Source organism: Ligilactobacillus acidipiscis DSM 15836 (assembly GCF_001435755.1).
GTDB classification, from domain to species: Bacteria; Bacillota; Bacilli; order Lactobacillales; family Lactobacillaceae; genus Ligilactobacillus; species Ligilactobacillus acidipiscis.
In genome coordinates, this window is sequence record NZ_AZFI01000012.1 from 1 (window position 1) to 25,665 (window position 25,665).

At 39.8% G+C, this 25,665-nt stretch carries 21 protein-coding genes; 11 read left to right on the forward strand and 10 right to left on the reverse strand.

Annotation, left to right across the window (positions count from 1 at the left end; translation table 11 throughout):
* On the forward strand, positions 1-286 hold a 286-nt coding region (locus FC65_RS12815; RefSeq protein WP_338088163.1), incomplete at its 5' end, for a GNAT family N-acetyltransferase.
* 412 nt (positions 287-698) lie between these two features.
* On the opposite strand, the gene FC65_RS01965 is transcribed toward FC65_RS12815, so the two are convergent.
* On the reverse strand, positions 699-2,339 hold the full coding sequence (locus FC65_RS01965; RefSeq protein ID WP_056971356.1) for a peptide ABC transporter substrate-binding protein: 1,641 nt from the start codon (positions 2,337-2,339) through the stop codon (positions 699-701).
* 315 nt (positions 2,340-2,654) lie between these two features.
* Here FC65_RS01965 and FC65_RS01970 point away from each other — a divergent pair, with 315 nt between their 5' ends.
* The 3 genes from FC65_RS01970 to FC65_RS01980 all read left to right on the forward strand — a co-directional run bounded on the left by FC65_RS01970 (position 2,655) and on the right by FC65_RS01980 (position 7,358).
* Entirely contained in the window at positions 2,655-4,412 is a 1,758-nt protein-coding gene (locus tag FC65_RS01970) for an AarF/UbiB family protein (protein ID WP_056971357.1), read from the forward strand.
* Positions 4,413-4,653: 241 nt separating this feature from the next.
* Positions 4,654-5,085, forward strand: coding sequence for an Hsp20/alpha crystallin family protein (locus FC65_RS01975; protein WP_010498861.1), 432 nt, complete (start codon positions 4,654-4,656; stop codon positions 5,083-5,085).
* Between the two features lie 944 nt (positions 5,086-6,029).
* A complete protein-coding gene (locus tag FC65_RS01980) occupies positions 6,030-7,358 on the forward strand; it encodes a replication-associated recombination protein A (RefSeq protein ID WP_056971358.1) in 1,329 nt (442 codons plus the stop codon).
* A 174-nt stretch (positions 7,359-7,532) separates the two neighbouring features.
* Here FC65_RS01980 and FC65_RS01985 read toward each other — a convergent pair whose 3' ends face one another.
* On the reverse strand, positions 7,533-7,913 hold the full coding sequence (locus FC65_RS01985) for a PaaI family thioesterase (protein WP_056971359.1): 381 nt from the start codon (positions 7,911-7,913) through the stop codon (positions 7,533-7,535).
* Between the two features lie 33 nt (positions 7,914-7,946).
* Here FC65_RS01985 and menB point away from each other — a divergent pair, with 33 nt between their 5' ends.
* From menB to FC65_RS02000, 3 genes are all read left to right on the forward strand, one after another.
* Complete coding sequence (gene menB, locus FC65_RS01990; protein ID WP_010498857.1) at positions 7,947-8,768, forward strand: 1,4-dihydroxy-2-naphthoyl-CoA synthase; 822 nt, start codon at positions 7,947-7,949, stop codon at positions 8,766-8,768.
* Between the two features lie 19 nt (positions 8,769-8,787).
* Positions 8,788-10,236, forward strand: a complete 1,449-nt coding sequence (locus tag FC65_RS01995) for an o-succinylbenzoate--CoA ligase (protein WP_056971360.1) — start codon at positions 8,788-8,790, stop codon at positions 10,234-10,236.
* Between the two features lie 486 nt (positions 10,237-10,722).
* The gene (locus FC65_RS02000; protein WP_056971361.1) at positions 10,723-11,751 is read left to right on the forward strand and encodes a zinc-binding alcohol dehydrogenase family protein; all 1,029 of its coding nucleotides are present in this window, start codon (positions 10,723-10,725) and stop codon (positions 11,749-11,751) included.
* A gap of 72 nt (positions 11,752-11,823) precedes the next feature.
* Here the strand turns inward: FC65_RS02000 and FC65_RS02005 are convergent, their stop codons facing one another.
* The 4 genes from FC65_RS02005 to FC65_RS02020 all read right to left on the reverse strand — a co-directional run bounded on the left by FC65_RS02005 (position 11,824) and on the right by FC65_RS02020 (position 16,956).
* On the reverse strand, positions 11,824-12,663 hold the full coding sequence (locus FC65_RS02005; RefSeq protein WP_056971362.1) for a bifunctional 5,10-methylenetetrahydrofolate dehydrogenase/5,10-methenyltetrahydrofolate cyclohydrolase: 840 nt from the start codon (positions 12,661-12,663) through the stop codon (positions 11,824-11,826).
* On the reverse strand, positions 12,660-13,280 hold the full coding sequence (locus FC65_RS02010; protein WP_010498848.1) for a cyclodeaminase/cyclohydrolase family protein: 621 nt from the start codon (positions 13,278-13,280) through the stop codon (positions 12,660-12,662). Before FC65_RS02010 ends, FC65_RS02005 begins: the two co-directional genes overlap by 4 nt.
* 279 nt (positions 13,281-13,559) lie before the next feature.
* Positions 13,560-15,605 carry a heavy metal translocating P-type ATPase gene (locus tag FC65_RS02015; RefSeq protein WP_056971368.1) on the reverse strand — a complete coding sequence of 682 codons (2,046 nt, stop codon included), beginning with the start codon at positions 15,603-15,605 and terminating at the stop codon, positions 13,560-13,562.
* 148 nt (positions 15,606-15,753) lie between these two features.
* Complete coding sequence (locus tag FC65_RS02020; RefSeq protein WP_056971363.1) at positions 15,754-16,956, reverse strand: MFS transporter; 1,203 nt, start codon at positions 16,954-16,956, stop codon at positions 15,754-15,756.
* A 327-nt stretch (positions 16,957-17,283) separates the two neighbouring features.
* Between FC65_RS02020 and FC65_RS02025 the strand changes: the two genes are divergently transcribed.
* Together FC65_RS02025 and FC65_RS02030 are read left to right on the forward strand one after the other, a co-directional pair.
* Entirely contained in the window at positions 17,284-18,165 is an 882-nt protein-coding gene (locus tag FC65_RS02025; RefSeq protein WP_056971364.1) for an NAD(P)-dependent oxidoreductase, read from the forward strand.
* Positions 18,165-18,407, forward strand: a complete 243-nt coding sequence (locus FC65_RS02030) for a DUF308 domain-containing protein (RefSeq protein WP_010498842.1) — start codon at positions 18,165-18,167, stop codon at positions 18,405-18,407. Before FC65_RS02025 ends, FC65_RS02030 begins: the two co-directional genes overlap by 1 nt.
* Before the next feature lie 105 nt (positions 18,408-18,512).
* On the opposite strand, the gene FC65_RS02035 is transcribed toward FC65_RS02030, so the two are convergent.
* Both FC65_RS02035 and FC65_RS12880 read right to left on the reverse strand, forming a co-directional pair.
* A complete protein-coding gene (locus tag FC65_RS02035) occupies positions 18,513-19,991 on the reverse strand; it encodes a PTS transporter subunit EIIC (protein ID WP_082618967.1) in 1,479 nt (492 codons plus the stop codon).
* 13 nt (positions 19,992-20,004) lie between these two features.
* Positions 20,005-20,487, reverse strand: a complete 483-nt coding sequence (locus tag FC65_RS12880; protein ID WP_081484085.1) for a PTS sugar transporter subunit IIA — start codon at positions 20,485-20,487, stop codon at positions 20,005-20,007.
* A 276-nt stretch (positions 20,488-20,763) separates the two neighbouring features.
* Here FC65_RS12880 and treR point away from each other — a divergent pair, with 276 nt between their 5' ends.
* Both treR and treC read left to right on the forward strand, forming a co-directional pair.
* Positions 20,764-21,492 (forward strand): trehalose operon repressor, encoded by a 729-nt coding sequence (gene treR, locus FC65_RS02040; RefSeq protein WP_056971369.1) that lies wholly within the window; start codon positions 20,764-20,766, stop codon positions 21,490-21,492.
* A 43-nt stretch (positions 21,493-21,535) separates the two neighbouring features.
* Positions 21,536-23,206, forward strand: coding sequence for an alpha,alpha-phosphotrehalase (gene treC / locus FC65_RS02045; RefSeq protein ID WP_056971365.1), 1,671 nt, complete (start codon positions 21,536-21,538; stop codon positions 23,204-23,206).
* Positions 23,207-23,412: 206 nt separating this feature from the next.
* Here the strand turns inward: treC and FC65_RS02050 are convergent, their stop codons facing one another.
* Together FC65_RS02050 and FC65_RS02055 are read right to left on the reverse strand one after the other, a co-directional pair.
* On the reverse strand, positions 23,413-24,279 hold the full coding sequence (locus tag FC65_RS02050; RefSeq protein WP_082618968.1) for an alpha/beta hydrolase: 867 nt from the start codon (positions 24,277-24,279) through the stop codon (positions 23,413-23,415).
* A gap of 115 nt (positions 24,280-24,394) precedes the next feature.
* Positions 24,395-25,420: an acyltransferase family protein gene (locus FC65_RS02055; RefSeq protein ID WP_056971367.1), complete on the reverse strand. Its 1,026-nt coding sequence runs from the start codon at positions 25,418-25,420 to the stop codon at positions 24,395-24,397.
* Positions 25,421-25,665 lie beyond the last annotated feature (245 nt).

Sequence of the window (25,665 nt, forward strand, 5' to 3'; positions counted from 1 at the left end):
TCGTTCAAGTTATTTCTTGCAATCTGCCATTAAAAAAAGTAACCAGCTCCCGCTCGAACAGCTAATTAATTTGTATAATTCTGTTGGTTGGAGTGCTTATACTGCTCAACCTGCCATCTTAAACCAAGCAATCATCAATTCTTTAGACATAATAACCGCTTGGCAAAACCAGCGACTTATAGGTTTGATCCGCACAGTAGGAGATGGTCAGACGATATTATATATCCAGGATTTATTAGTAGCTCCAGGTTTCCAGCAGCAAGGGATCGGAACAAAACTCATGTAGCAGGTTTTAAACAAACATAAAAACATTCGGCAAAAATTATTACTGACGGAAAATGAAACTCAGACATTTTCCTTTTATCAAAAACAAGGTTTTATAGACACTAAAGAAGTAAATCTTGTGAGCTTCTACCGTGAACACTAATAAAAACAAAAGTGCTTAAACAAAGTCATCTTAAAATCACCACGACAATAGGTAAAGCATGCGCAATTTTCCAGCTCCAAATCGCGCTAATGCAACATTCAAGCGTTCTATTATAAGGGTGATTTTTTGCTAGATCTAGTTGTAGTGAAACACACTATGCCGACTATATTTTTATGACTGATCTCTGACGAATAAAAAAGGAGGATTCGAAAACCATTCTTGGTTTCCGAATCTTCCTTTATTTATTACTTAAATCTACGCTGTTAATTCGCTATTTTGCGATATACGTGTCTTTCCAATTATTAGTAACACCGGCTGTATTTTGAATCAAGCCTTTAACATTTTCTCTGACCATAGTTGGCTGGTTCAATTGATACAGTGGAGCTACACCTTGGTCAGTACTCAAGATCTTAGATGTCTTAACCAAGTCATCCCAACGTTTCTGCTGGTTAGCAACATCAGTTGTTTTAGATGCCTTAACTAAACGATCATACTCAGCATTTTTCCATTTACCATTATTATATGAGTTATCCGATGTAAACAAATCAACAAAGCTGATCGCATCAGAGAAGTCTGCCCCCCATGAACTAACAACAACATCAAATTGTTGCGTCTTAGAGCGATCCAAACGTGTCTTAAACGGCACATTTTGAACTTTGACATCAATGCCTAAATTCTCGCCCAGCTGGCTTTGGATAAAGGCGGTTACTTTCTTGACAACATCTGTATCGTCACCCAACAACGTAAAACTTAACTTGTCTTGCCCAGTTTCTTTTAAACCTTCTTTTAAAAGTTGTTTAGCTTTTTTCTTATTATAAGTTACGCCTTCTTTTGTCTGAGCCGCATCAGCAAAGTCTTTCCCATTATATGATTGCAGGCCAGAAGAAACGATCCCTTGCGAAACTTTAGTGCCAGAGCCTAAAACTTTGTTTGCCAATTGTTTACGGTCGATGGCATATGAGATAGCTTGTCTGATCTTCTTGTTTTGGAAAGCCTTTTGGGTTTGGTTAAATTCAAGGTAACTTGTTCTAGCCTGTTTCAAAACTTGATAGTCGGGCTTGCTTGATAATTGTTTGGCCTGTTCAGTACTTAAAAATGTTTCGTCCAGTTTCTTAGATTGGTAAAGATTATAGGAAGTTGAAGTGTCTTTGTTAACTTTAAAGTTGATTTTATCCAACTTGACTGACTTTTTGTCCCAATAGTTGCTGTTCTTAGCTAAAGACCAGCTTAAATTAGAACCAGTCCAAGCAGTCATCTTGAACGGACCGTTGTAAACCATATACTTAGATGCTGTTCCATACTTGGAACCATACTTTTCAACCGCTGACTTATTTTGCGGGAAAAATGACGGGAAGCCCATCAATAACTTGAAGTAAGGAATTTCTTTATCCAAAGAAACAACTAATTTATGATCGCCTTGTGCTTTGATCCCAAGAGCACTGCCAGGTTTTTTGCCATCCATGACTTCATTAGCGTTTTTAATTCCATCAAATAAATAAGCATATTCCGAACCAGTCTTTGGATCCAAAGTCCGCCGCCAAGAATAAACAAAATCTTTAGCAACTACTGGATCACCGTTTGACCACTTATCATCTTTACGCAATGTGAATGTGTATGTAAGCCCGTCTTTCGAAACTTTGGTTGATTTGGCGATCCCCGGTTCAACCTTTGACTTCTTACCAACTCGATAAAGACCTTCCATACTGTTATTCATCATATCAAAACTGATCGTATCCGTAGCCTTAGAAGGGTCCATTGTAGGAAGTTCCGAAGGTTCATCCCAATTTAGGACCTGCTTGTCAGCAAGCTTACCATTTCCAGCAGACGAACTCGACTTAGAACCGCAGGCTGTTAAAGCTAGACCTGCAACAACGGCAACTATTCCCGTAGAAAACACTTTGCGAAAACTCATACGCATTCTCCTCTTTCTCTAACCAATTTATAATTTTTATCAAATTATACAACATTTTAAATAAAATGCAACTGTTTATCTAAAATCATTTTTCAATTAATGAAAACCGTTACTACGGGATTCTTTTGAATTAATAGTTCACATATTATTTTTAAAATAAAATGTGTTAAAGGTTAATAGTTTATAATTTTTAACTATTTTAAACAAAAAAGATCGTCTCGTTCATATCTTATCTTTTATAGTATGATTTGTATGTCTTCTTAGTAAAAAATGCTAAAATAATATTAAAGAAATTTTTTGAAGGGATGCGTTCTTATGACCACAGACATTCAAAATAAGTCCAATGAAAACGGCCGGCAGACAAAACGTGAACGGCTGCTTGAAATCGTTCATGTCATTAGAGAACATGACATGATCCGGAACTTTATTAGGCAAAAGAATCCGCGTGAGATCCGTTTAGGCTTTGAGGAGCTTGGACCGACCTTTATTAAGATCGGACAAATTTTGTCAACGCGTCCTGACTTGGTATCACCTGCTTATATCAGGGAATTCAGCTACTTACAAGATAATGTTCAAATAGACCCTTATCGTACAGTACAACAGTCCTTCAAGAAACAGACCGGCAAAGAGATCTCCGAAGTTTTTGCCAAATTTGATAAAGAACCATTTGCTTCAGCTTCAATTGGACAAACCCACCGCGCTCTTTTAAAAGACGGGACCTCTGTAGTTGTTAAAATCCAGCACCCCAAAGTGCAAGAACTGGTTGAAACTGACATGTCTCTCTTTAAAAAAGCGGTTGACATTTTGAAAATTGGCCCCGAGATCGGTGTGATCGACCCGGAAGATATTTTAAACGAGATCAGAAATGCTCTTTTTACTGAAATCAACACAGAAATCGAGATCAAAAATGGGCAAGAGTTCTACGAGCTAAATAATAATGATGGGATCATTACTGTTCCCCGAACTTATGCCGATCTTTCAGCACAAAAAATTTTAGTTACTAGCTATATGCCTGGCAGAAGCATTAAATACTACATCCAAGAACCCTATAGTAAAGATGAACGCATAGCCAAACAGCAAAAGAATGAACGTAAAAAAGTCGCCGAAGCACTCGTCAAAAACTTTGTCAAGCAAGTTTTTGAAGATAACTTTTTTCATGCTGATCCTCATCCTGGTAACATCTTATTCAAACGTTTTGACCATGAGGACATCAAAGAACAAAATCATATTATTCAATTTCAGCGGAAGGTCCGGGGAAAAAAGACTACTTTGACTGCGCAAGATGATGATCTGCCCGATTACCGGGTGACCTACCTTGATTTTGGAATGATGGGACGCCTGACACCCAATATTGTTGACGGGATCATTCAAATTATCTTGGCCTTAAATACTAAAGACACAAGAACGATCGGTCAAGCGATACTTTCAATTTGTAACCGGACCGGCAAAGTTGATCAGGAAAAATTTTTCGAAGAGTTAGGTATCTTTTTACAGCCTTACATGCAAATGGGCCTGGGGCAAATCGACTTACCCAGTTTACTTTTTGAGGTCATTAGCCTTTGTCGGAATAATAACTTACAAGCCAAATCGGAAATCACTCTTTTGGTCAAATCCTTTGCTTCACTTGAGGGGATCATTGCTGAACTTGACCCTGAAATGGAAATGATGGATGTTGCGCGTCCGTTTGCCAAAGAATATCTGATCGAACACTTTAGCTGGAAAAAACAGTTGGAAGATAGTGCCTTAGATGTTGCTCAATCAGTGCGTGCTTTATCCAAGATCCCATTAAAAATCGAACAATTGATCAATTTATTTACAACCGGTCAAACCAAAATCAACATTACTTTAAGGGGGCAAGAAACTCTCTTCGTTAATTTTAGCAGGATCGTTGATAGACTTGTAAGCGCAATTATTTTAGCAGCATTGATACTAGGCTCTTCCTTGTTAGTCCAGGGTAGCTCCGAACATCCTGCAATTTACAGACTGGGAGTTGCTGGCTATATTATTTCATTTATTGTGATCGTCTTGATGATCTTAAATTCCTTGTGGATCCGTTTTAAACATAAAAAATAAACCTGACCGTTCGCAATTCAAGCCTCCTTTCTCCCATGTCTTTGAAAAACATTCAGACGTGTGTTGGCGAGATTTATTAAGACTTTGACTTTTTTTGACCTTTTAGTGTTTTTTCTTTGCATCTACTCTAAAAACGTATAGAATTAACAGTGAAGGGAGATTCATCCATGCGGATCTTTTCCTTGTTGACTGTTTAAGTATGGTAGTAAATTACCAATCATAGAAAGGAAGTTTTGGTGTTATGGCTAACGATATTTCTAATCACTTCAACGATTTGTTAAATTCCGGAGATGAATTTTTCAAGAATTTTGGACGTCCACTTATGAACTTGAGTGATTCCTTTAAGGAACTGCGTAGTGACGTGCAAGAAACTGAGACAGATTATACCGTTGCGATCGATGTTCCTGGTGTTGACAAAAAAGATATCTCGATCGACTTCAAAGATAACACATTGACCGTTTCCGCCAAGCGTCAATCGTTCACTGACCGCAGTGACAAAGATGGCAATATGATCGCCAGCGAACGCAGCTCTGGTCGTTTTACTCGTCAATATCATTTTCCTGATGTCGATCACGAAAAGATCGGTGCCAAATATGAAGAAGGCGTTTTGACTATCACCTTGCCTAAGACAACAGAAGGTCAGAGTAAAACTCATAAAATCGAAGTTCAGTAATCAAATGATCGTTTACCTCGTATTCCAGCAAAAGAATACGAGGTTTTTTGTGTAAAACTTTAAAAGGATCACCGATCTTCACCCTTCTAAAAGGTTGATATTACAGGAATTTACCTTAAGAATATTAGGCTTTTATATTTGTGAATTTTCTCGATAGAAAACGGTTGCATTAAGTTTGATAATGTGATATAAAATAGGTGTAAGGAAAGATCAAGGCTCAGTTAGTGAGTCAGACAACTGAATATAGCAACAAAATAATTGAAAGTTTTAAAAGTATTAAATCCGCTAGATCCAACCAAAATAGAGGATATGATAGAGGGTGTCGGAACCAACATGAGAAAGTTCCAAACACAGAATATTTCTTCTTTAGAGGGTGATTGAACCAACATGAGATGTGTTTCAACCACAAATAATTTAATCGATTGGAAGTGATGAAGTCAACATGAATCGTTTTAGGTCCGCTAACCCGCGCAAGGCAGGTCATGAGATCTCTACAACCGGTGTTGACCGAAGTCTAGGTAAGGGAGCAATTGCAGATCAGTGAAAAAAATGCAGAAATTAGTTGCTCAACTAGGGTTGCGGAAACACGATCTTTCCTTACAGAATATAAAGTTCAGTGCTCCTGATGTGTGAATATCTTAGGAGAAACAGGTGAACCTCCAAGATGATATGTATGAGTGAAAACGCGGGTCTGAGCTTTAGTGCTTTTAACCCAAAACATGAGAAAATTTAAGTTGACTTCAAAGGATATTTAGGTAATTAGATGAGTTTATATTTTGACGTAACACAGTCAGTAACCTAGGGGTCTGAAACAAATGTATGTAAATTTGTTTCAGGCCTTTTATTATCGTTTGATTTTTTGAAACATACGTTTGCTTTTATCACAATAAAGTTACATAATATGTTTGTTTAGTAACTGACACTACGAGGAAGGAGGTAATCATTTGAAACAAACTTCTATTTTTGACCAAAATGAAAACAACAATGCTCCCTTGGCTTACCGGGTCAGGCCACAAAAATTAGCTGAATTTTTTGGTCAAACTCACCTTTTAGCTCCCGGCAAAGTTCTCCGCGAATTGATCGATAATGATCAGCTGACCTCGATGATCTTTTGGGGACCTCCAGGGGTAGGCAAAACCACTTTAGCACGGATAATTGCCGCTCAAACTAAAGCCCATTTTTTAACCTTCAGTGCGGTCACTACCAGTATCAAAGATATCAAGTCGATCATGAAAGATGCTGAAGAAGCACGAGAAATGGGGGAAAGAACGATTGTTTTCGTTGACGAGATCCATCGCTTTAATAAAGCTCAACAAGACGCATTCTTACCTTATGTCGAAAAAGGCAGTATCATTTTGATTGGAGCTACGACTGAAAATCCATCGTTTGAGTTGAACTCCGCCCTCCTCTCTCGTTGTAAAGTTTTTGTCTTACAAGAATTAAAGCCTGACGAATTAGTCGATCTGCTAAAACATGCTTTGAATTCCTCTCAGGGCTTTCCTGAATTGGCCATCCACATTTCACAGGAAACACTGCAAGAAATCGCTGCTTTTGCCAATGGTGACGGCCGAAACGCCCTTAATACCCTTGAAATGGCAATATTAAATGGCAAACGAGAGGGTAAAGATGTTACAGTCGATCAACAAACTTTGCATCAACTCCTAGGAAAAAAGTCTTTACGTTATGATAAAAAAGGCGAGGAACATTATAATATTATTTCGGCTTTGCACAAATCAATGCGTAACAGCGACGTGAATGCGGCGGTCTACTGGTTATCACGTGTGATCGATGGTGGTGAAGATCCACTATATATCGCGCGACGATTGGTTCGTTTCGCCAGCGAAGATATCGGTTTGGCAGATACCAATGCTTTAAATGTCGCAGTCAATGTTTTTCAAGCTTGTCAGTTTATTGGCTTGCCGGAATGTGATGTTCATTTAACTGAAGCTGTGATCTACCTAGCGTTAGCACCTAAATCAAACGCCGCATACAAAGCCCGTCTGACTTCCAAAAAAGATGTCCGTTCTTACGGAAATCTGCCGGTACCCTTACAGATCAGAAATGCACCAACTAAACTAATGGATGACTTAGGTTATGGTGAAAATTACCAATATGCCCACAAAAGCAAAGACAAACTGACTTCAATGGAAACTGCCCCGCCTGAGATCAAGGGACACGAATACTATGAACCCACCAATCAAGGAAAAGAAGCTCGTTTCAAGCAACGGTTGGAATATATTAAAAAGTGGCATAAAAGCCATGATAATAGCTAAAAACGAAAAGCCCCATGCACTCCAAGCAAGCGAACCTAATTCTTAGAGTACATGGGACTTTTCGTTTTTTGATCAAAGTGGCATACTTACAATTTTTCTCTAAATTTATCCTCTTAGGGTATTGTTATTTTGTACTAATTTTTTGAAATTAAAGTCGAAGAGACATATTTCTTTTTAATTTCTTATTCTATTTAGATCAATGCGGCTAAGTGTGACTTGACTCACACTAGTCAAAACATCGTTATTATGAACTTCAACTTGCCATGTTTGGAGGTTAGAGCCGACATGCAAAGGGGTTGCTTTAGCAAGTAAAGTTCCTTTTTTTTCAGCTTGCAAATGATGTGTTGTCAGATCCACACCGACCACTGTCGAGCCTTCTGGAACATTTTTCGCTCCAGCCATACTAGCAGCCGTTTCTGCCAAAACTGCATTGATCCCGCCATGCACAATTCCATAAGGCTGTTTAATTTCATCAGAAATTTCAAGTGATATAATAGATTCGTTAGATGAGAGAGAAACAACTTTAATTCCAAGAGTTTTTACTAAGTCTGACATAAATATTACCAACTTTCGAAAGGATTGAATTAAATGACATCTGTAAACTGGGAAAAGGTCAAAGACTACGAAGAAATAATCTTTGAAAGGTCTGACAAAATTGCAAAAATCACAATGAACCGCCCAGAAAGGCGCAACGCCTTTACCCCAACAACTGTAGAAGAAATGATCGATGCATTTACTATCTGCCGTGATGATAGCACAATTGGCGTAATAATTCTAACTGGAGCTGGCGACCTCGCCTTTTCATCCGGTGGTGACCAAGGAGTCCGTGGTAACGGAGGCTATGTTGGTAAAGACAAAGTCGCTCGTTTGAACGTCTTGGATCTGCAACACTTGATCCGGATCATCCCTAAACCTGTGATCGCGATGGTCAAGGGCTGGTCTGTCGGCGGTGGTAACATTTTGCAACTAGTTTGTGACTTAACTATTGCTGCTGACAATGCGAAGTTTGGTCAAACAGGACCTAAAGTTGGCAGTTTCGATGCCGGTTACGGTTCCGGTTATCTTGCCCGTGTCATCGGACATAAACGTGCTAAAGAAGTCTGGTTCTTAAATCACTTCTACTCAGCAGAAGAAGCTTACCAAATGAACTGGATCAATAAAGTCGTTCCGTTGGCTGACGTTGAATCTGTAACACTTGACTGGTGTAATGAGATCCTTGAAAAATCACCAACAGCTTTGCGCTTTATCAAGGCTGCAATGAACGCTGATACCGATGGTTTGGCTGGAATACAACAGCTTGGCGGAGACGCTACAATGTTATTTTATCAGACAGATGAAGGCAAAGAGGGCCGCGACGCGTTCAATGAAAAACGCAAGCCCGATTTTGACAAATATCCTAAGTTTCCATAAACGATGTCAGGTATAAATAATGGATAATTGGATAAAAAAGCAAGCAGCCTTAGCCCCGACTAGGGCTGCTGTCGTAGATAAAGAAAAAACTATATCATTTGCACAACTTGCTGAATATACTGACAAGCTTGGGCGAAAACTAGCAGGTTTAGATGCTTTGAACAACAAAAGGATCGCTATTCTGACTAATAATTCATTGGCTGGGTATTTAACTGCGATGGGTGTTTTAAACGCAGGACATACGATCGTCTGGCTGAACCGTCGTTTGTCAGCGTCTGAGTTAAATTACCAACTAAATGATAGTCAAGTTGATGTCTGTTTATATGAAGATCAGCTTGATGCTTCACAGTTAAGCTGCCGCACTATTTCTTTTAGCGAGCTTGATTCAGCTTCTGAGAAAAGCTTTGCCCCCCAACAAGTCTTTGCTGCTAAAGATGCGGCAAGTATCATGTACACTTCAGGTACTACTGGGAGACCAAAGGGCGTTATTCAAACATTTGGCAATCATTTTAGTTCAGCAACGGCATCTGCCTTAAATCTAGGCGTAACGCCAGCTGATGAATGGCTATGTACAGTACCGATCTTTCATATCAGCGGTTTTTCGATCATGATGCGTGGTTTGATCTACGGGATGACCGTTCGTTTAGTCAGCCATTTTGATGCAGCAAAGATCCAGCAAATTCTTGTCAATGAACCAGTAACAATGATTTCAGTAGTTCCTTTTATGTTAAAGAAACTATTGACTATCAAACAAGAAACTGGCGCCCAATACCAAAAAAGATTTCGCGGAATGTTACTCGGCGGTGGTCCAATAGATCAAGCAACTTTAAAACAATGTGAACAACTGCAATTACCAGTTATCCAGTCATATGGAATGACTGAAACATGTTCGCAGATCGTAGCACTTTCTTTTGCTGATGCAGCAAAACATATTGGTTCTTCAGGGAAACCTCTTTTCCTGACACAATTACGCTTGGATCAAAATACACAAGAAATTCAGCTCAAAACCCCCGCTCTAAGTCCAGGTTATCTGGGAAAACAAGAAAAATACGTTGCCAAGATCACAACCGATGGCTGGTTCAAAACGGGGGACATTGGTCATTTTGACAAAGATGGATTTTTATATGTGCACGGGCGCAGTGATGATATGATAATTTCAGGAGGAGAAAACATTTTTCCTGATGAAGTAGAATCTGCTTATGCGAAATGCCCTTTCCTTGAAGATATTGCTGTCTTGGGTGTGGCTGATGACAAACGGGAACAAAAACCCATAGCTTTTGTGATACCAAATGAACAAACCCTGTTAGCCCAAGACTTGATAGATTATGGCCGTCAACATTTGGCCCATTATAAAGTCCCGAAAAACTTTTACTTGGTCAAACAATTACCTCACAACGCCAGTGGAAAACTGCAACGATTCAAATTACGAGAAAGATTGACTAGCGGCCAAGTCAAGGAGTTGCAATAATTTTCTGTGTTGGGTAATTGATTCTTAATTCCGATCCTAGAATGATTGATCCTACGTAGTTTTATCTGGCCGTTATTTTCGTTGCTTTGCGACTTGTGTCCACATGGCCTTCTTCTGGGCCCTAGTATTACGGATGTAGGGCCACATGGCGCTCGTGGACATTACTTTGGCAAATTTATATTGGAATCGACCCAAAATTACATGCAGTAAAATTTTATTACATCGGATTAGGTAAACTTAAACTTTTTGTATAATTATTTTTAGTATCATACTAGTAAGAACAAAGATATGATACCCAAGTCCACCATTGCTTGAGTACTATCTGCTTAGCCCATTATGTTTCGTAGTCAGACTCCGTGCAACAAAAGGTAACGTCTTATTCTTAAGTCCGATCATTCAGCACCAAACTAACGCTAGTTGACCAGGACCCGATAATGCTTGCTTTCTTTGTTGCACTCTGCCTTGTTTTTAAAAGGAGATGTTATTATGACCGAAAAAATGAATGCTGTTGGTTTTTATGAACATTTACCGCTTGATAACGCTCAAAGCCTTATTGACCTTACCTTAGATCGTCCAACCGCTAAAGAGCATGATCTTTTAGTCAAGGTCTCTGCAATTTCTGTGAACCCGGTCGATATCGCTACGCGTAAAAACGGCCACGATAAAAGTGAAAGGCCACGGATCCTCGGGTTCGATGCTGTAGGAACTGTTGTTGAAACGGGCTCAGATGTTACCTTATTCCAAAAAGGCGACAGGGTGTATTATGCAGGTTCCTTCAGTCGTCCTGGAAGTTACAGTGATTATGAACTTGTCGATGAACGGATCGTCGCACTCGCTCCCAAAAAGTTAGATGATGCCCATACTGCAGCTATGCCATTAACAACATTGACTGCTTGGGAAGCATTATTCGAACAGCTAGGCATTGACCCTGATGATAATGAGACTAATAATGATAAAACGATTTTGATAATCAACGGTGCCGGCGGCGTTGGTTCAATTGCCACTCAGTTAGCTCATTATGCAGGCCTTCACGTGATTGCAAGTGCTTCTCGTCCAAAGACGAAGGAATGGGCCTTGCAGCATGGGGCAGACGAAATAGTCGACCATCATAAAAACTTGATAGATGAAGTCCATGCCTTGGGCCACGATAACGTCAATTACATTCTTGAATTAAATAACTTAGACAATCATTGGGACGAAATGGTCGAATTGATCGGGCCGAATGGCAAAATGTCTTCCATAACCAGTAACCAAAAACCATTAAATCTGACAGCTCTCAAACGTAAGCGTGTTACTTTCGCGTGGGAATGGATGTTTACCAAAGCTTTTTACCACACAGCAGATTTAAGCAGTCAACATGAGATCCTAACTCAGGCAGCCCAATTGTTTGACAGCGGCATACTGCGTAGTACATTGAATCAAACATTGCAGGGTATCAATGCAGATAATTTAAAGAAAGCACACGCCATGATTGAAAGCGGGCATACCATTGGCAAGATTGTGCTGACTAAATAAAATTTTTATAATAAGCAAATAAGCTCTTGCAAAGTAAAGTGCACTTCAAAACACTTACTTTGCAAGAGCTTTTTATTTTCCTTGAGATGCGATTCGAGCAGCTCTGTACGCCAAGAGTGCCGTAGTAATTGCCCCAACTCCCCCAGGAACAGGTGTAATCGCCTGGACCTTCTGGGAGACTTGAGCAAAATCAACATCTCCCACAAGTTTGCCAGCTTCATCGTAATTAGTTCCGACATCAACTACCACTGCATCTTTGTTGACCATGTCAGCCGTGAGCAAATTAGGCTGTCCAACTGCAGTGATCACTAGCTGTGCTTGAACAGTGTGTTCAAAAAGCTGCTTAGTATATTTATCGCACACTGTTAACGTGGCGTTTTGTGCGAGCAGCAAGTTTGCTAAAGGACGTCCCACAGTTAAACTATCACCGATCAAAACCACTTCTACTCCTAGTAAATTAAACTCGTAAAAGTTTAAAAGTTCCAACACCGCAGCTGCCGTTAATGGAACTAGATCTCCAGACCGTGGCGATAAGGTCGATCCTAAATTAGCACGGGTAACTCCATCAATATCCTTGCACGGATCAAGCAGATCTTGGACAGCATCAAGCGGGAGACTTTCGGGTAAAGGTTCCAGTAACAGAATTGCATCAATTTGTTGATCCTCATTCAACTGTGTCACTTGACTTTCAAATTCACTAAAAGTGATCTGACTATCAAACACGACCGGAACGGTTTTTAGTCCTGCTTGTTGCAACACATTAGCCGCACTTCTCTGGTAGCCCTTGGCTGCAGGATCTACCCCAACTCTGACCAGTGCGACTTGGGGCACCGCTGACAAAGAAGCAACTAAGTTTTTAGTCCGTTGCAAAATATCATCTGCCACAGGCTTACCCTTCAATAATTTGCTCACACATTTTCACCCCGAGCTGCTTTTTGCATAGCCGGATATAAGCTTTCACTGATTTTTAAACCATCTGCTAAAGTCTCATCAGTTATTTTATTCAAGCTAGCAGCCTGGTCTTTATCTTTCATCATCCTGGTATTTTCGTAGACATTTAAAACAGAGGCTTTAAGTGCTGCCTCGGCTAATGCCGTTCCACTGCCAATATCACTTAACAAAGACTTGGAAGAATACTCTTTCATTTCGTCTAACTGATGCAAGATCTTAGTCGCTGTTTGGGCGATCTGTAATGGTGGTTGAGCAGCAACGATCAAGCCGTGTAACATTTCTGCAGCACGCTTATCTTTTTGCTCTTCAGTTTCTTTAGGGAGCTTTAAAGCTGCGGTAAAAGTTTCAAACGCACTCTCATCTTCCTGAATCAAGGAGATCATTTTAGTCCGACTCACAGTCATTTCAGCGATCAACTCAGTCAAACGCGGTTCATCAAGCTTGTCCTGACGAATGTGTCCGACCATTTCTCCTAAAGCACTGCTTAAAGCGCCTACTAAAGCTGCAGTTGATCCTCCACCTGGTGTTGGTGCTGCTGAGGCTAAGTCAGCTGTAAATTCTTCAATTGTTTGTGACATTTATTTCGCTCCTCTTATTGTTAGTTAGTCTTGCAGGTTATTGTAATGAAGCACTATTCTTAACCCATTTTAGACATTATGTCTTCAGACATTATTGGTGCTCGAGTTCTCCCGGCTTGCTTCACTCTGTTATTTTGTCGAGTTTTTCAAGCCAGAACCTTCCGCCCAATCAACTCCGCCATCACGACAAGTAAGACCACTTGTCATAATGCCCGAGTCCATTGGTGCTCGAGCTCTCCCGGCTTGCTTCACTCTGTTATACATTATCTCTGATTTTTCTTATATTTTCAAAGTCAGTGCATTGATCGCCACTATCACTGTACTCAATGACATTAAAACCGCTCCGACCATTGGGCTTAACACAAAACCGACAGGTGCTAATACTCCAGCTGCCAGTGGCAAAGCGATAATATTATAGCCAGCCCCCCACCAGAGATTTTGGGTCATCTTGCTGGTCGTTTTACGTGATAACTCTAAAAAATTAATAATATCATGCGGATCACTTTTGACCAATACTAAGTCTGCAGATTCGATCGCAACATCTGTCCCACTGCCGATCGCAACTCCAATGTCTGCCCGTGCCAAACTAGGCGCATCATTGACACCATCGCCGATCATCATAACTTTCCCGTCATTTTGATAACTTTGCACTGCTTTTTCTTTATCCGCAGGCAATAATTGTGCCTTAAATTCAGTGATCCCTAATTTTTCAGCAACTCCTTTAGCTGCTTGCTTATTGTCTCCAGTCAGCATGACCGGTGTTATCCCTTGGCTTAGCAAGGTATCGATCAATTTTTTAGCGGCCGGTTTGATTTGATCGCCTTGAGCAACAAAACCTACGACTTTATTATTTTCTACCAAAAAACTCAATGAGTTGCCTTCGCTTGCCAGTGCGTCAAACCGCTCGTTATCTACACTCAGGCCTTTTTCCTCCACATATCCTGGTGACACTATCAAATAATTAGTCCCATCGATCTCACCTTTTAACCCAACACCTTTGATTTGACTACTGTTGACACTTTTATATCCAATTTTTTTGGCCCGTGCCTTCTTCGTGATCCCAACTGCCAAAGGATGTGAAGAACCAGCTTCTAAGCTAGCCATAGTTTTTAAAACTTCTGCATCACTTTTTTTGGCCGATAAACTGCCATATTCCTTCACCTTAAAATTGCCTTCCGTTAAAGTTCCCGTTTTATCCATTAAGGCATATTTGAGGCTAGTGACCTGTTCCATTGCATTCCTATCACGGAGCAGCAAACCTTGCTTGGCACCTATAGAAGTGCTTCTGGCAACGACTAGTGGTATAGCTAAACCAAGTGCATGCGGACAAGCTATGATCAATACAGTCACTGCCCGTGGTAAAGCCGTCGCTAGATCAGTCGTAAGCCACCATGCGATAAAGCTGATAACAGCGATCGTTAAGGCAACATAAAACAGCCAGGAAGCCACTTTGTCCGCCAAATTTTCACGCCCTGATTTTTCATTTTGAGCCGATTCTACCATCTTGGTCACTTGTGCCAAAAAACTGTTTTCCCCTGTTCCTGTCACCTCGATTTGGATAGTTCCGTCACCATTGACCGAACCACCAAATACTTTCGTATCAACTTTTTTCTGCACTAATTTGGATTCACCAGTTACCATCGCTTCATTGACTGCTGACTCGCCGTCTACTACTTTTCCATCTGCTGGTATCTTTTCGCCGCCACGAACAAGAAGTCGGTCACCCTCAGTAACGTCTTGCAACTTAACATCAGTAACCTGCCCTTTTTCATCGATCCTATGTGCTTGACTTGGCAGCAATTCGGCCAGTTCATTCAAAGCTGAACCAGCATTCATCACTGCGTTCATTTCGATCCAATGACCTAATAACATAATGTCGACTAAAGTGGCTAACTCCCAGAAAAAGTCCATCACACTTGGAGTAACGTTAAAAACATTATTGGCTATCACAGAATAGATACTGTAGATATAAGCGACTGAGATCCCCATTGTGATCAAAGTCATCATTGCTGGTTTCTTGTCTGTTAACTCGCCCTTAGCCCCAGAAAAGAAAGGTTTTCCGCCATAAAAGAAGATCACAGTTCCAAGAATAGCAACTACCCAATCACTCCCCTGAAATTCAAGCAAGGGGTGGGTCATACCCATCATTGATGACATCAACAATAAGGGGATCGTTAAAATCAGTGAGACCCAGAACTTTTGCTTCAAATTTCCCATATGCATCATATGTCCGCCATGCATCATCATATCACTTTGACCCATCTTTTGATTTCCCATATCCATTTGCGAATGATCCATGTTCATTTCGTGATCCTCTTCATCCATCTTCATCAGACTAACTCCTTTCCAGTCTCAACACTAATTAATTTAAGAGTACATTTGAAAATGAGTAAACTCAAGTAAAAGACTTGTGATACAAAAAAACGTTGAGCTTTGACCCAACGCCTAAAAATTATCAAAAAATTTTACTTCATTAACGAGCCAATGTATCTCCACCTCTAGGAGACTTGATTGTGAAAGTCAGGATATATGAAATGCCCAAGAAAACGGCAACGATCATATATGGATAACTTGGATGCAAATCGAGTAATGCACCTGAGATCAAGGGACCGACCACATTACCAACACTCGTCAACGACATATTAAGGCCATTGATAAATCCTTGGTTGCGCGGACTGATCTTTGTCAGCATGGTCGTGATCGCCGGTCGGATCAAATCAAAGGCTTCAAAAACAAGCAATGTTGCTAAGATAACACCAACCTTTGTTTTAGCTAACAAGATCCAGATCGTTCCAACTAGAGAGATCAAAAAACAATATCTAATCAAACGTTTTTCACTTAACTTAGAAACCAGCCAGTCAAACATTGCTACCTGTAAGAACAAAGACAGAATGCCATTCAATGTCAGCACGAGGGCAATATTGTTCAAACTAAAGTGGTACACCTGATTGACAAATAAACTATAGATACTTTCAAATCCTTGCAAACCAAACGACGAAATAAAGATCAAAACAAACAAGATAATACCTGAGCTACCCAGGATCTGCATCATTTTGTCATCTTGTTGTAAAACACCTTCAATATCATCAACTGGTTCTTGCTCGGCAGCATTCTGTTCTTCCAATTTTTTTGGCAATGTGAAATACATTGCCACCATACTAACAATGCCTAAAGTACCTGCGACCCAAAATGGCAGCTTATAATCAATATTGGCCAACAAACCGCCTAGACCAGGTCCCAAGATCAATCCGCCTGAAAAAGCAGCAGATAACCAACCAATGACCCGTGCCCGATATTTTTTGGTAGTAATATCGGCGGCAAGCGCCATTTCAGTAGGAACAACCATTGCTGCAGAGATCCCACCGATCACACGGGAAATATCGAATAAAACCAATTGATTAGTAACAGCAAACAGATATTCCGAAACCGTGAATAAGAACAAACCTAAAACTAAAATCGGTTTCCGCCCGATTCGATCGGAAATACGGCCAATGATGGGAGAAGCTACAAACTGCGCAAAGGCAAATAAAGCATTCATAACTCCCATACTGAAAGCTGATAAATGTAATTCATTCCGCAAAAAAGGCATAACTGGAATCACAATACTGATCCCTAAACAAATCAAAAACTCACTAAAAATCAAAATAAAAATGGCTTTTTTGACTGTCTTTGACAACTGATCTCCCCCTTAATATATGTAATAGACACAATTTTTTGATACATTTTGTTCGTTATAATAAGGTAAGTACTAAGATTTTAATAATGAACTCCCTACAGTCATATCCGAACAATCAAGCCCTTTTAAAGCCTTTTATCAGTCTAACCATAGTAATATAACAAAAAAAGACAACATAAGTCTATAAAGAAAAATCTTACAAAATAATTTATCACTTCACAAAATTGACCGAAATAATTCTGCGTCAGCAAAAGTTTTGCTTGCACTCACGTTGCCGGTATATGATAGTAACTGTGAATATTATTTACTTACAAGGAGGATATACAAATGAAAATCGGATTTATCGGAACTGGGGTCATGGGTGCCGCTATTGCTTCCAACCTGCTGCAAGCGGGAAATGAATTAACCGTCTTTAACCGCACTAAGTCCAAAACAGCTGACTTGGTTGCCGCTGGTGCAACTTGGGCAGACACTCCTAAAAAAGTTGCTGAAGTCAGTGAAGTTGTTTTTTCAATGGTCGGTTTCCCTACAGATGTGGAGCAAGTTTATTTTGCAGATGACGGCATATTTGCTGGCAGCAAAAAGGGAACGATCTTGATCGATATGACTACCAGCAAGCCCTCTTTGGCGCAAAAAATTGCTGAACACGGTGAAAGAAATGGTATTCATGTCTTGGATGCCCCCGTTTCAGGTGGTGATGTCGGCGCAAAAAACGCTACTTTAACTGTGATGGTCGGTGGAAATGAAAAGACATATCAACAAGTTAAGCCTCTTTTTGAAAAAATAAGCAAAAAAGTAACTCTCTTTGGCCCAGCCGGTTCTGGCCAGCACGCTAAAATGGCTAATCAGATCATGATTGCAGGAACAATGACTGGTTTGACAGAAACATTGCTTTATACTAAAGCAGCTGGATTAGACCCGCATAAAGTGCTCGATGCATTAAGTGCAGGCGGTGCTCAAAATTGGAGTTTGTCCAATTATGGACCGCGTATCTTGCAAGATGACTATACACCGGGATTCTTTGCCCGTCATTTTTTAAAAGACCTGCGGATCGCCTTGCAAGAAGCTGACCGCATGGGACTAGATTTGTCCGCAACCGCCAATGCCAAACGCTTGTATGAAGTAATGGTCGACGTTTACGGCTTGGGTGATCAAGGAACACAAGGCTTGATCAATATATACTCAAAAACAACTAAGGAGAATAATTAGTGAAAATACAAGGATCCAACGCCTCACATAAAATATTATTATTAGTGATCGCGCTGATTTTTATTATCGACGGGGGATGGCAAGTCCTCAAGGGAGCTACTAGCTTAATGCGTCGCTACCGCAATCAGAAACGTCCAACTGAGCCGGCTGCGTCAGTCAGTTGGCTGCAAATTTTACTCGGTGTGACCATGATCTTGGCCGGGGCAGTTTTATTATATAGCGCGCTTGCAGGTGCTTACTAGGATCAAAAATCACTTACTACAGAGTTTTAGAGCAGTTAATTTGAACCAAAAAAATACATCAGTGACATTTTTACATTCATGTCACCGATGTATTTTTTAATCAAATTAAGCTTTCTGTGCTGAACCTGGGCGCTGCTTTTTTGCGACCTTCGTGCCAATTTCCATTTGGTCATTGTATCCCCAGAACCAGGTTACTAAAAATGAAACCAGCAGTGCGGCTAAACTTGAAAGCAAGAAAGCATAGAAACTGGTTAAATCACCAGGGTTTTTGATGTTAAAGAACGATGAAAAACCGATCAAAGAACCGGTGAAACCATACATTGAACCATGCATCAGGCCAGTGATCAAACCACCGACCGCTGAACCCATCAAGCCAGAAATAAAGACACGCCGGAATCTTAGGTTAATACCATAAATAGCCGGCTCTGTGACACCACAAAATGCTGAAATTGCAGCAGCAATGCCTAGGGTTTTACGATCATCTTTCTTAGACTTAAGAGCAACAGCCAAAACTGCAGCACCTTGAGAAACCATCGTTGTCGAAATAATGGCATTCAACGCACTTTGTCCACTGCCGGAAATTTGCTGTGCAACCAAAGGAACAACGCCCCAATGCAATCCAAAGATAACCAGTACTTGATAAAATCCACCAATTACCAGGCCACCGACCCAGCCGGATGCTTTAACTAACCAGTTGATCAAATCAGCTAAACCGTTGGCAATTCCCTGAATAATTGGACCTGTGACTACTAAAGTAATAGCTGCAACGACCAAAATAGTGATCAGAGGAGTGAAGATCATCTGTAAATAACTTGGTAAATGATCATTGAGCCAGTCCCCTAAAAGTTTAGCTAACCAAGCAGCTAAGATCATCGGAAAAATCGAATACGTATAATTCAAAAATTGGAAGTGGAACCCACCGATCGAAAACATGGTTTTAAATCCTTTGCCCCAGTCAACAATTTGCGGATAAGCTAAGACACCGCCGATCACTGCTGCCACGATCGGATCACTATTTAATTTTTTTGCGGCTGCGAATCCGACTAACACCGGCAAGAAATAAAAGGCCGAGTCCGCCATCGCATTGACCGTCAAATAGACTGTACTTGTTGGTTTAAGTAATTCGCCCAACTGCGGCATCGTTAATAATGACAATAACCCTTTAATAATACCTGATGCTGCGATCACACCGATCACGGGACTCATTGAACCAGTGATGAAACCGATCAAATTAGCGAATGCCCGACTAACAATATTTCCCTTTTGCTGACCATCAGCTGCAGTTGTAGCTTTTTCTTGTGTTGAATCACCACTATCATCAGCGAAATCAGGACCCAAAATTTTCATAACCGCATCATACACATGAGTAACTTCCGTGCCTATCACAACTTGATACTGCCCAGATGCATGGATCACATCGATCACACCCGGTGTATTTTTTAACACATCGTCATTAGCTTTTTGCTCATCTTTCAAATAAAAACGTAATCGAGAAATACAATGGATCAAACTTTTAATATTGCCTTGACCGCCAACATTTTTGACGATCGTGTCAGCTAACTGTGAATAATCTTTCTTTGCCATGTTAAACTCCTCCTTACTTTTTAGTAACTTGTGCAACGGATCGACCTGACTGCGTTTCACCAGTCGTAAGATCAAAATCAAGATCTAGTTCACCCGAATTAGTAATGACTGTCAAAATCGTCGTTTTATAACCAGCAGCTTTAATTTGTCGCAGGTTCATCGTTCCTAATTTAGTATGAGCTTGAACTCTTTGTCCCTGGCTAACGTCAAGTTGAAAGGCCCTCCCCTTTAATTCGACTGTATCAATTCCCAAATGTATTAAAACTTGCAAACCATCACTAGTCTCAAATCCGATAGCGTGTTTAGTTTCTGCAATTAACGTAACTTTACCTGCAACTGGCGCATATATAGAACCATCGGTGGGTTCAAGCCCGAAGCCGATACCCATCGCACCAGTAGAAAAGACAGGATCACTTGTGTCAGACAAATCAATGACTGCACCATCACTTGGTGCCAACAACTCTATCTTGGAGCTTTTCTTTTTAAATCCAAACATCAAAGCCACCTCCTAAATAAAACGTTTTCTTTTTCAAACCAATCTTACAACTTGTATATACACGTGTCAAGAAAAATAATTTAGTTTCATAATATTATTTGTCATAGCACAACTCTGCAAATAAATTAAAGCGTATTCATTAAAATCATTGCTTGTATATACACATTTGTTATAATAAACAATGAACAGATACAAAAATGAGCCATATATAATATTTCTACCCAGCAGCTTAAAGTTTTTCATTAGTGAACTAAAACTGGTAGAAAAACAGGAGTGATTGTTTTGAAAGTAAATCGTAGTAAACAATTGATCATTGCAAGAGACATTATTTCTAAAATTAAATACGGTCAGTATCGGCCTGGAACATATTTACCCAGCGAAAATCAGCTCACAGACCTTTATGGTGCGTCACGTGAAACGATCCGTAAAGCTTTAAATGAGTTAAATGATTTAGGATTGATTCAAAAAATAAAAGGCAAGGGCTCGATCGTCCTAGACATTCAACGCTACACCTTTCCAATTTCTGGGATCACCAGCTTTAAAGAATTAAACAGTTCGCAAGCGATGAATGCCCAAACAAAAGTTCTACAAAATAAACCTGCCAGCGTTCCTGAATACTTCTTAGCTCGTGGAGTAGACAATGACCAGCGAGCAACTTTTTTGGAACGTTTGCGCATCGTAAATGGAGAACCGTCAGTCTTGGATATTGATTATCTGCTTGATCCGCCGATCCAGAAAGTACCGACTGCAGAAGCCACAAATTCCTTATATGAATATCTCGAGGGCCAGCTCGGCTTACGGATCTCTTACGCTACAAAAGAAGTAACCGTTGAAAAACCAAATGTAGAACAAAAAAAACTATTAAATTTAACTGATCGAGACATGGTCGTAGCTGTTCGCAGTATGACCTACTTAGATGACACCACCTTGGTCCAACTGACAGAATCATATCACAGACCTGATAAATTCAAATTCACCGATTTCGCACGCAGAAAGCGGATCTAAAAAAGAACTGCTGAATTTTCTTTAACTGGAAGGAGTCCTATTTATGACAGATTTAGGTAAAAAAGTGATCTATCAGATCTATCCGAAATCATTTTACGATAGTAACAATGACGGGATCGGCGATTTACGCGGTATTATTGAAAAACTGCCCTATATTGCAAAACTAAACATCGACATGATCTGGTTCAATCCCTTTTTCGTTTCACCTCAAAACGACAATGGCTACGATATAGCTGATTATTACCACATTGATCCACAGTATGGAACGATGGCAGACTTCGAAGAATTAGTTTCTAAACTTAAAGCAATGAATATTGGCATCATGCTGGACATGGTTTTAAACCATTGTTCGACTGATAACGCTTGGTTTCAAAAAGCTTTAGCTGGTGACAAAAAATACCAGGAATATTTTTACCTGCGTCCGGCAAAAACAAATGGTGAACTGCCGACTAATTGGACATCTAAGTTTGGCGGACCTGCTTGGAGCAAATTTGGCAATACTGGTCTCTATTATCTTCACCTGTATGATCCGACTCAAGCCGACCTTGACTGGCACAACCCCGCAGTTCGACAAGAAGCCGCCAAAGTCGTCAACTTTTGGCGAGCAAAAGGAGTTCATGGTTTTCGCTTTGATGTCATCAATGTCACGGGGAAAAGTGAACAATTAGTGGATTCAACTGACCCTGTTGAAGAAAAAGCACTATATACCGATACCCCAGTGGTTCATAAATATTTAAAGGAACTTAATCACAATAGTTTTGGAAAAGATCAAAATAGTGTGACAGTCGGAGAAATGTCTTCCGCAAATGTCAAAACTTCGGTAGAATACTCTACTCCCAGTGAAAATGAACTATCTATGATTTTCACCTTTCACCATTTGAAAGTTGATTATAAAAACGGCAATAAATGGGACACTATTCCATTTGATTTTACCAAACTCAAACAAACATTATGTGAATGGCAAGAAGCAATGGATCAAGGCGGTGGATGGAATGCCTTATTTTGGAATAACCATGATCAGCCGTGGGCTTTAAATCGTTTTGGCGATCCTAACAAATACCGTGAAAAATCAGCTACAGCTTTGGCAACTGCTCTCCATTTGCTGCGTGGAACACCCTATATTTATATGGGTGAAGAATTGGGGATGATCGATCCGGATTATGATTCAATTACTGATTATGTTGATATCGAGGCTTTAAACGCCTATCGCAGTTTACAAAAACAAGGGCTGAGCTCGAAACAGGCTTTCGCACACATTCAAAAAAAGGCCCGTGATAACTCGCGCGTGCCTATGCATTGGAATAATTCCAAAAATGCTGGATTTTCAACCGCCAAACCGTGGCTCAGACCAACTGATCAAAGGCGGATCAACGTTAAAGATGAGCTAAAGCATGGCGTGATATTTAACTATTACCAACAGCTGATCAAACTCCGCAAGTCAGAAGAGCTGATTTCTGCTGGTCATTTCAAGCAACTGTTACCAGACCACCAGCAAGTTTTTGCCTATGAAAGATGGCTAGCTGACACTACTGAAAAACTAATAGTTTTAGTTAATTTTTATGGAGAACAAGCAATAGTAACATTACCGCAAGAATTAATAAAACAACGAGGCAAAGTATTTTTAAGTAACTATAAACATCATGAAGAAACACTTGAGTTACCAGCTCAAGTGACGCTTAGGCCATACGAGGCACTTGTTTATAAAACAAAATAAAACTTCAGTTCAAAAAGAGCTGCTGTTTCCCCATTTTTTAGGAAAGCAGCAGCTCTTTTTACCAGAGGCATGTCCTTATTGTTAGTCGGATTCCACAAGCCAGAAATTTTTACTTATCCAGTTAGCGCCACATAGTGCAAAATACATACTATATTGTTTTAGCTCACTAGTACCTAAGTTTTGACCGGCTTTTGTTGCGTACTTCTTTATTTTTTCTTCCACAAATAATCCGTCAATTTATCGCTGACCGCCGGATTATCGATATGCAAGCGGCTATGTTGCCCCTGCTTGCCTTTGACTTTATATTCTTCGTACGATTTTGCTCGATCATCTACTAAATAGCGTAATGATCGTACTGAAGGAACAGAAACCAAACCATCAGAATTAGTTCCATCTTCTAAATCACCATAAATATTCAATACCCGCGTATTTTTAGGAAAATCATTTCGTTGTTTTAACAATACCTTGTACTCATCATGAATTATTTTGGGTTTGCCATTTTTTCGCAAAATGTTAGCCCGCGGGGAATCATCCCATAAGCCTGCCAGTTCGCCGTTTGTCGGCTGGTTAGCATGTCCTTTGTTAATAATACCGTCATATGGTCCTGCCAGTACCACCATTTTATTGAGTCGCGGCAAATCTGGGTCCGCGCCCCAATACAACGCATAATAAACCCAAGCATAAGCTCCCATCGAGTGACCGACCACATTAAATTCTTTAAGGTCATACTTTTCTTGTAAATACATCACAATTCGCTGCAAGCCGCGCGCGTAACGAAATTCGCCAACACGATTATTATCAAACTGAACCAAAATAAGAGGATTGTTCTTCTTATGTCTCAGATTACCCTGGACTTTCAACTTATTATTTTTGGTAACATGGATCACCACTTCTTCAGTCGCTATCCGATTTTCAGCAGCTGTTCTAACTAGTGGTTCTTCAGCACGGATGCTGCTCGACCAGCCATGCATAAAAATGGTTGGAGTCGTTGACATTTCATAACCACTAGTTTTTTGTCTCTGTTGGTAAGTATGTCCAGCCCAGATCAATCCACCAGCAAATAAGAGCCCCACACCTACAAGTATTACAATTTTACTCCACTGACGCCACTTGTTAATGAATAACTCTTCCTTCCTAATGTTTTTGTAACTGAACTGCCAAACTGCAACTATCCAAAAACAACTACTGTCATCGATCTTGTGCTGTTTTTTTACGCTTGAACCTATTATTTTTTAACCATTGAATTGTCCAAGCCAAAAGAATCGGTGCTATTAAACCAACTATGATCCTGAAATACCAATTATCCGTAAAAGAAGCTAAAGTCGTTATATCAAAAGCAGCTCGATGATAAAACATAATAATATCAGTATTTTGACCGATAAATTTCAGTGGGATAAAACCACCTGCTCGTTCGATTGCTTCCGCAATAATAAAAACAACCAAACAGAGCAATGGCGGAATAATAAAAGCTTGGAAACCACTATGAATGTTTGAGGATTTCAGCCATAATACAAAATCTAACTTTCCTTTAGCATATAAATATATCAGAAAAACAAACAGCGTTAAACCCAGCCCGCCAAAAATCAATTTATTTTTCCAGTGAACCTTCGGAAATAATTTAAAGAAATAATATCCCAACAGCATCCAAAAGATTGCCAATAATGCAATTTGGGCATCCCATGGAAAAGAATAATTCCCCATGAATGTCACATCCTGTAATGATACCCCCAAAAAGAAGCAACCGATGGCGATAATAAATTGCAACCAGATATTTTTCACAAACGAAATCAACAATGTTGTCAAAAAAACAGTGATCGCGTAGGTGGTCATGTACCAAAAAACACTTAAATAATTATTTAAGGTGCTCCCACCATAAATCAACCTACCAAAATATAAAAAAGTATAGTCCCAAGACTGCTGTCGAAAGAAATGACTTAAAACGATCAATATTGAACCATTGATAAAATATGCTGTGATCAAGGGCTTGATCCGATGGCTCAGCAAATAACTCCAGCCTGCACGATCAAAAGTAATTTGCTTTAAAAAAAAACCGCCCATCATGAAAAAAAGTGGCATATGCCACCAATAAATCGCATTATAGGCCACATCTAAAGATTTTCCTGAGACATTATTTATGGCATGCCCCGCAACTACGGCAATAATACCAATACATTTTGCATAGTCGACCCAAAGTATCCTTTTCTTAGCGCCCATAAAAGTAGACTGCACCTTCTTAACTCAAAATTAACGATTTATAAAAGACCTCTTTTCTAATACCTAACTCTTAAAATATATCATTTTTTTCAAAAAAACTAATATTTAACTGCTCACTGGATCTAAAATTGAAAAAAAGTTAAGAAAAATAACCGCTAAAAATTAGCTTTTAGCACAAATAAAAATTCTTAATGGCAAAATAAAAAATACCCATTAACCTGAATTATTCATACTTTTTGTCTTAA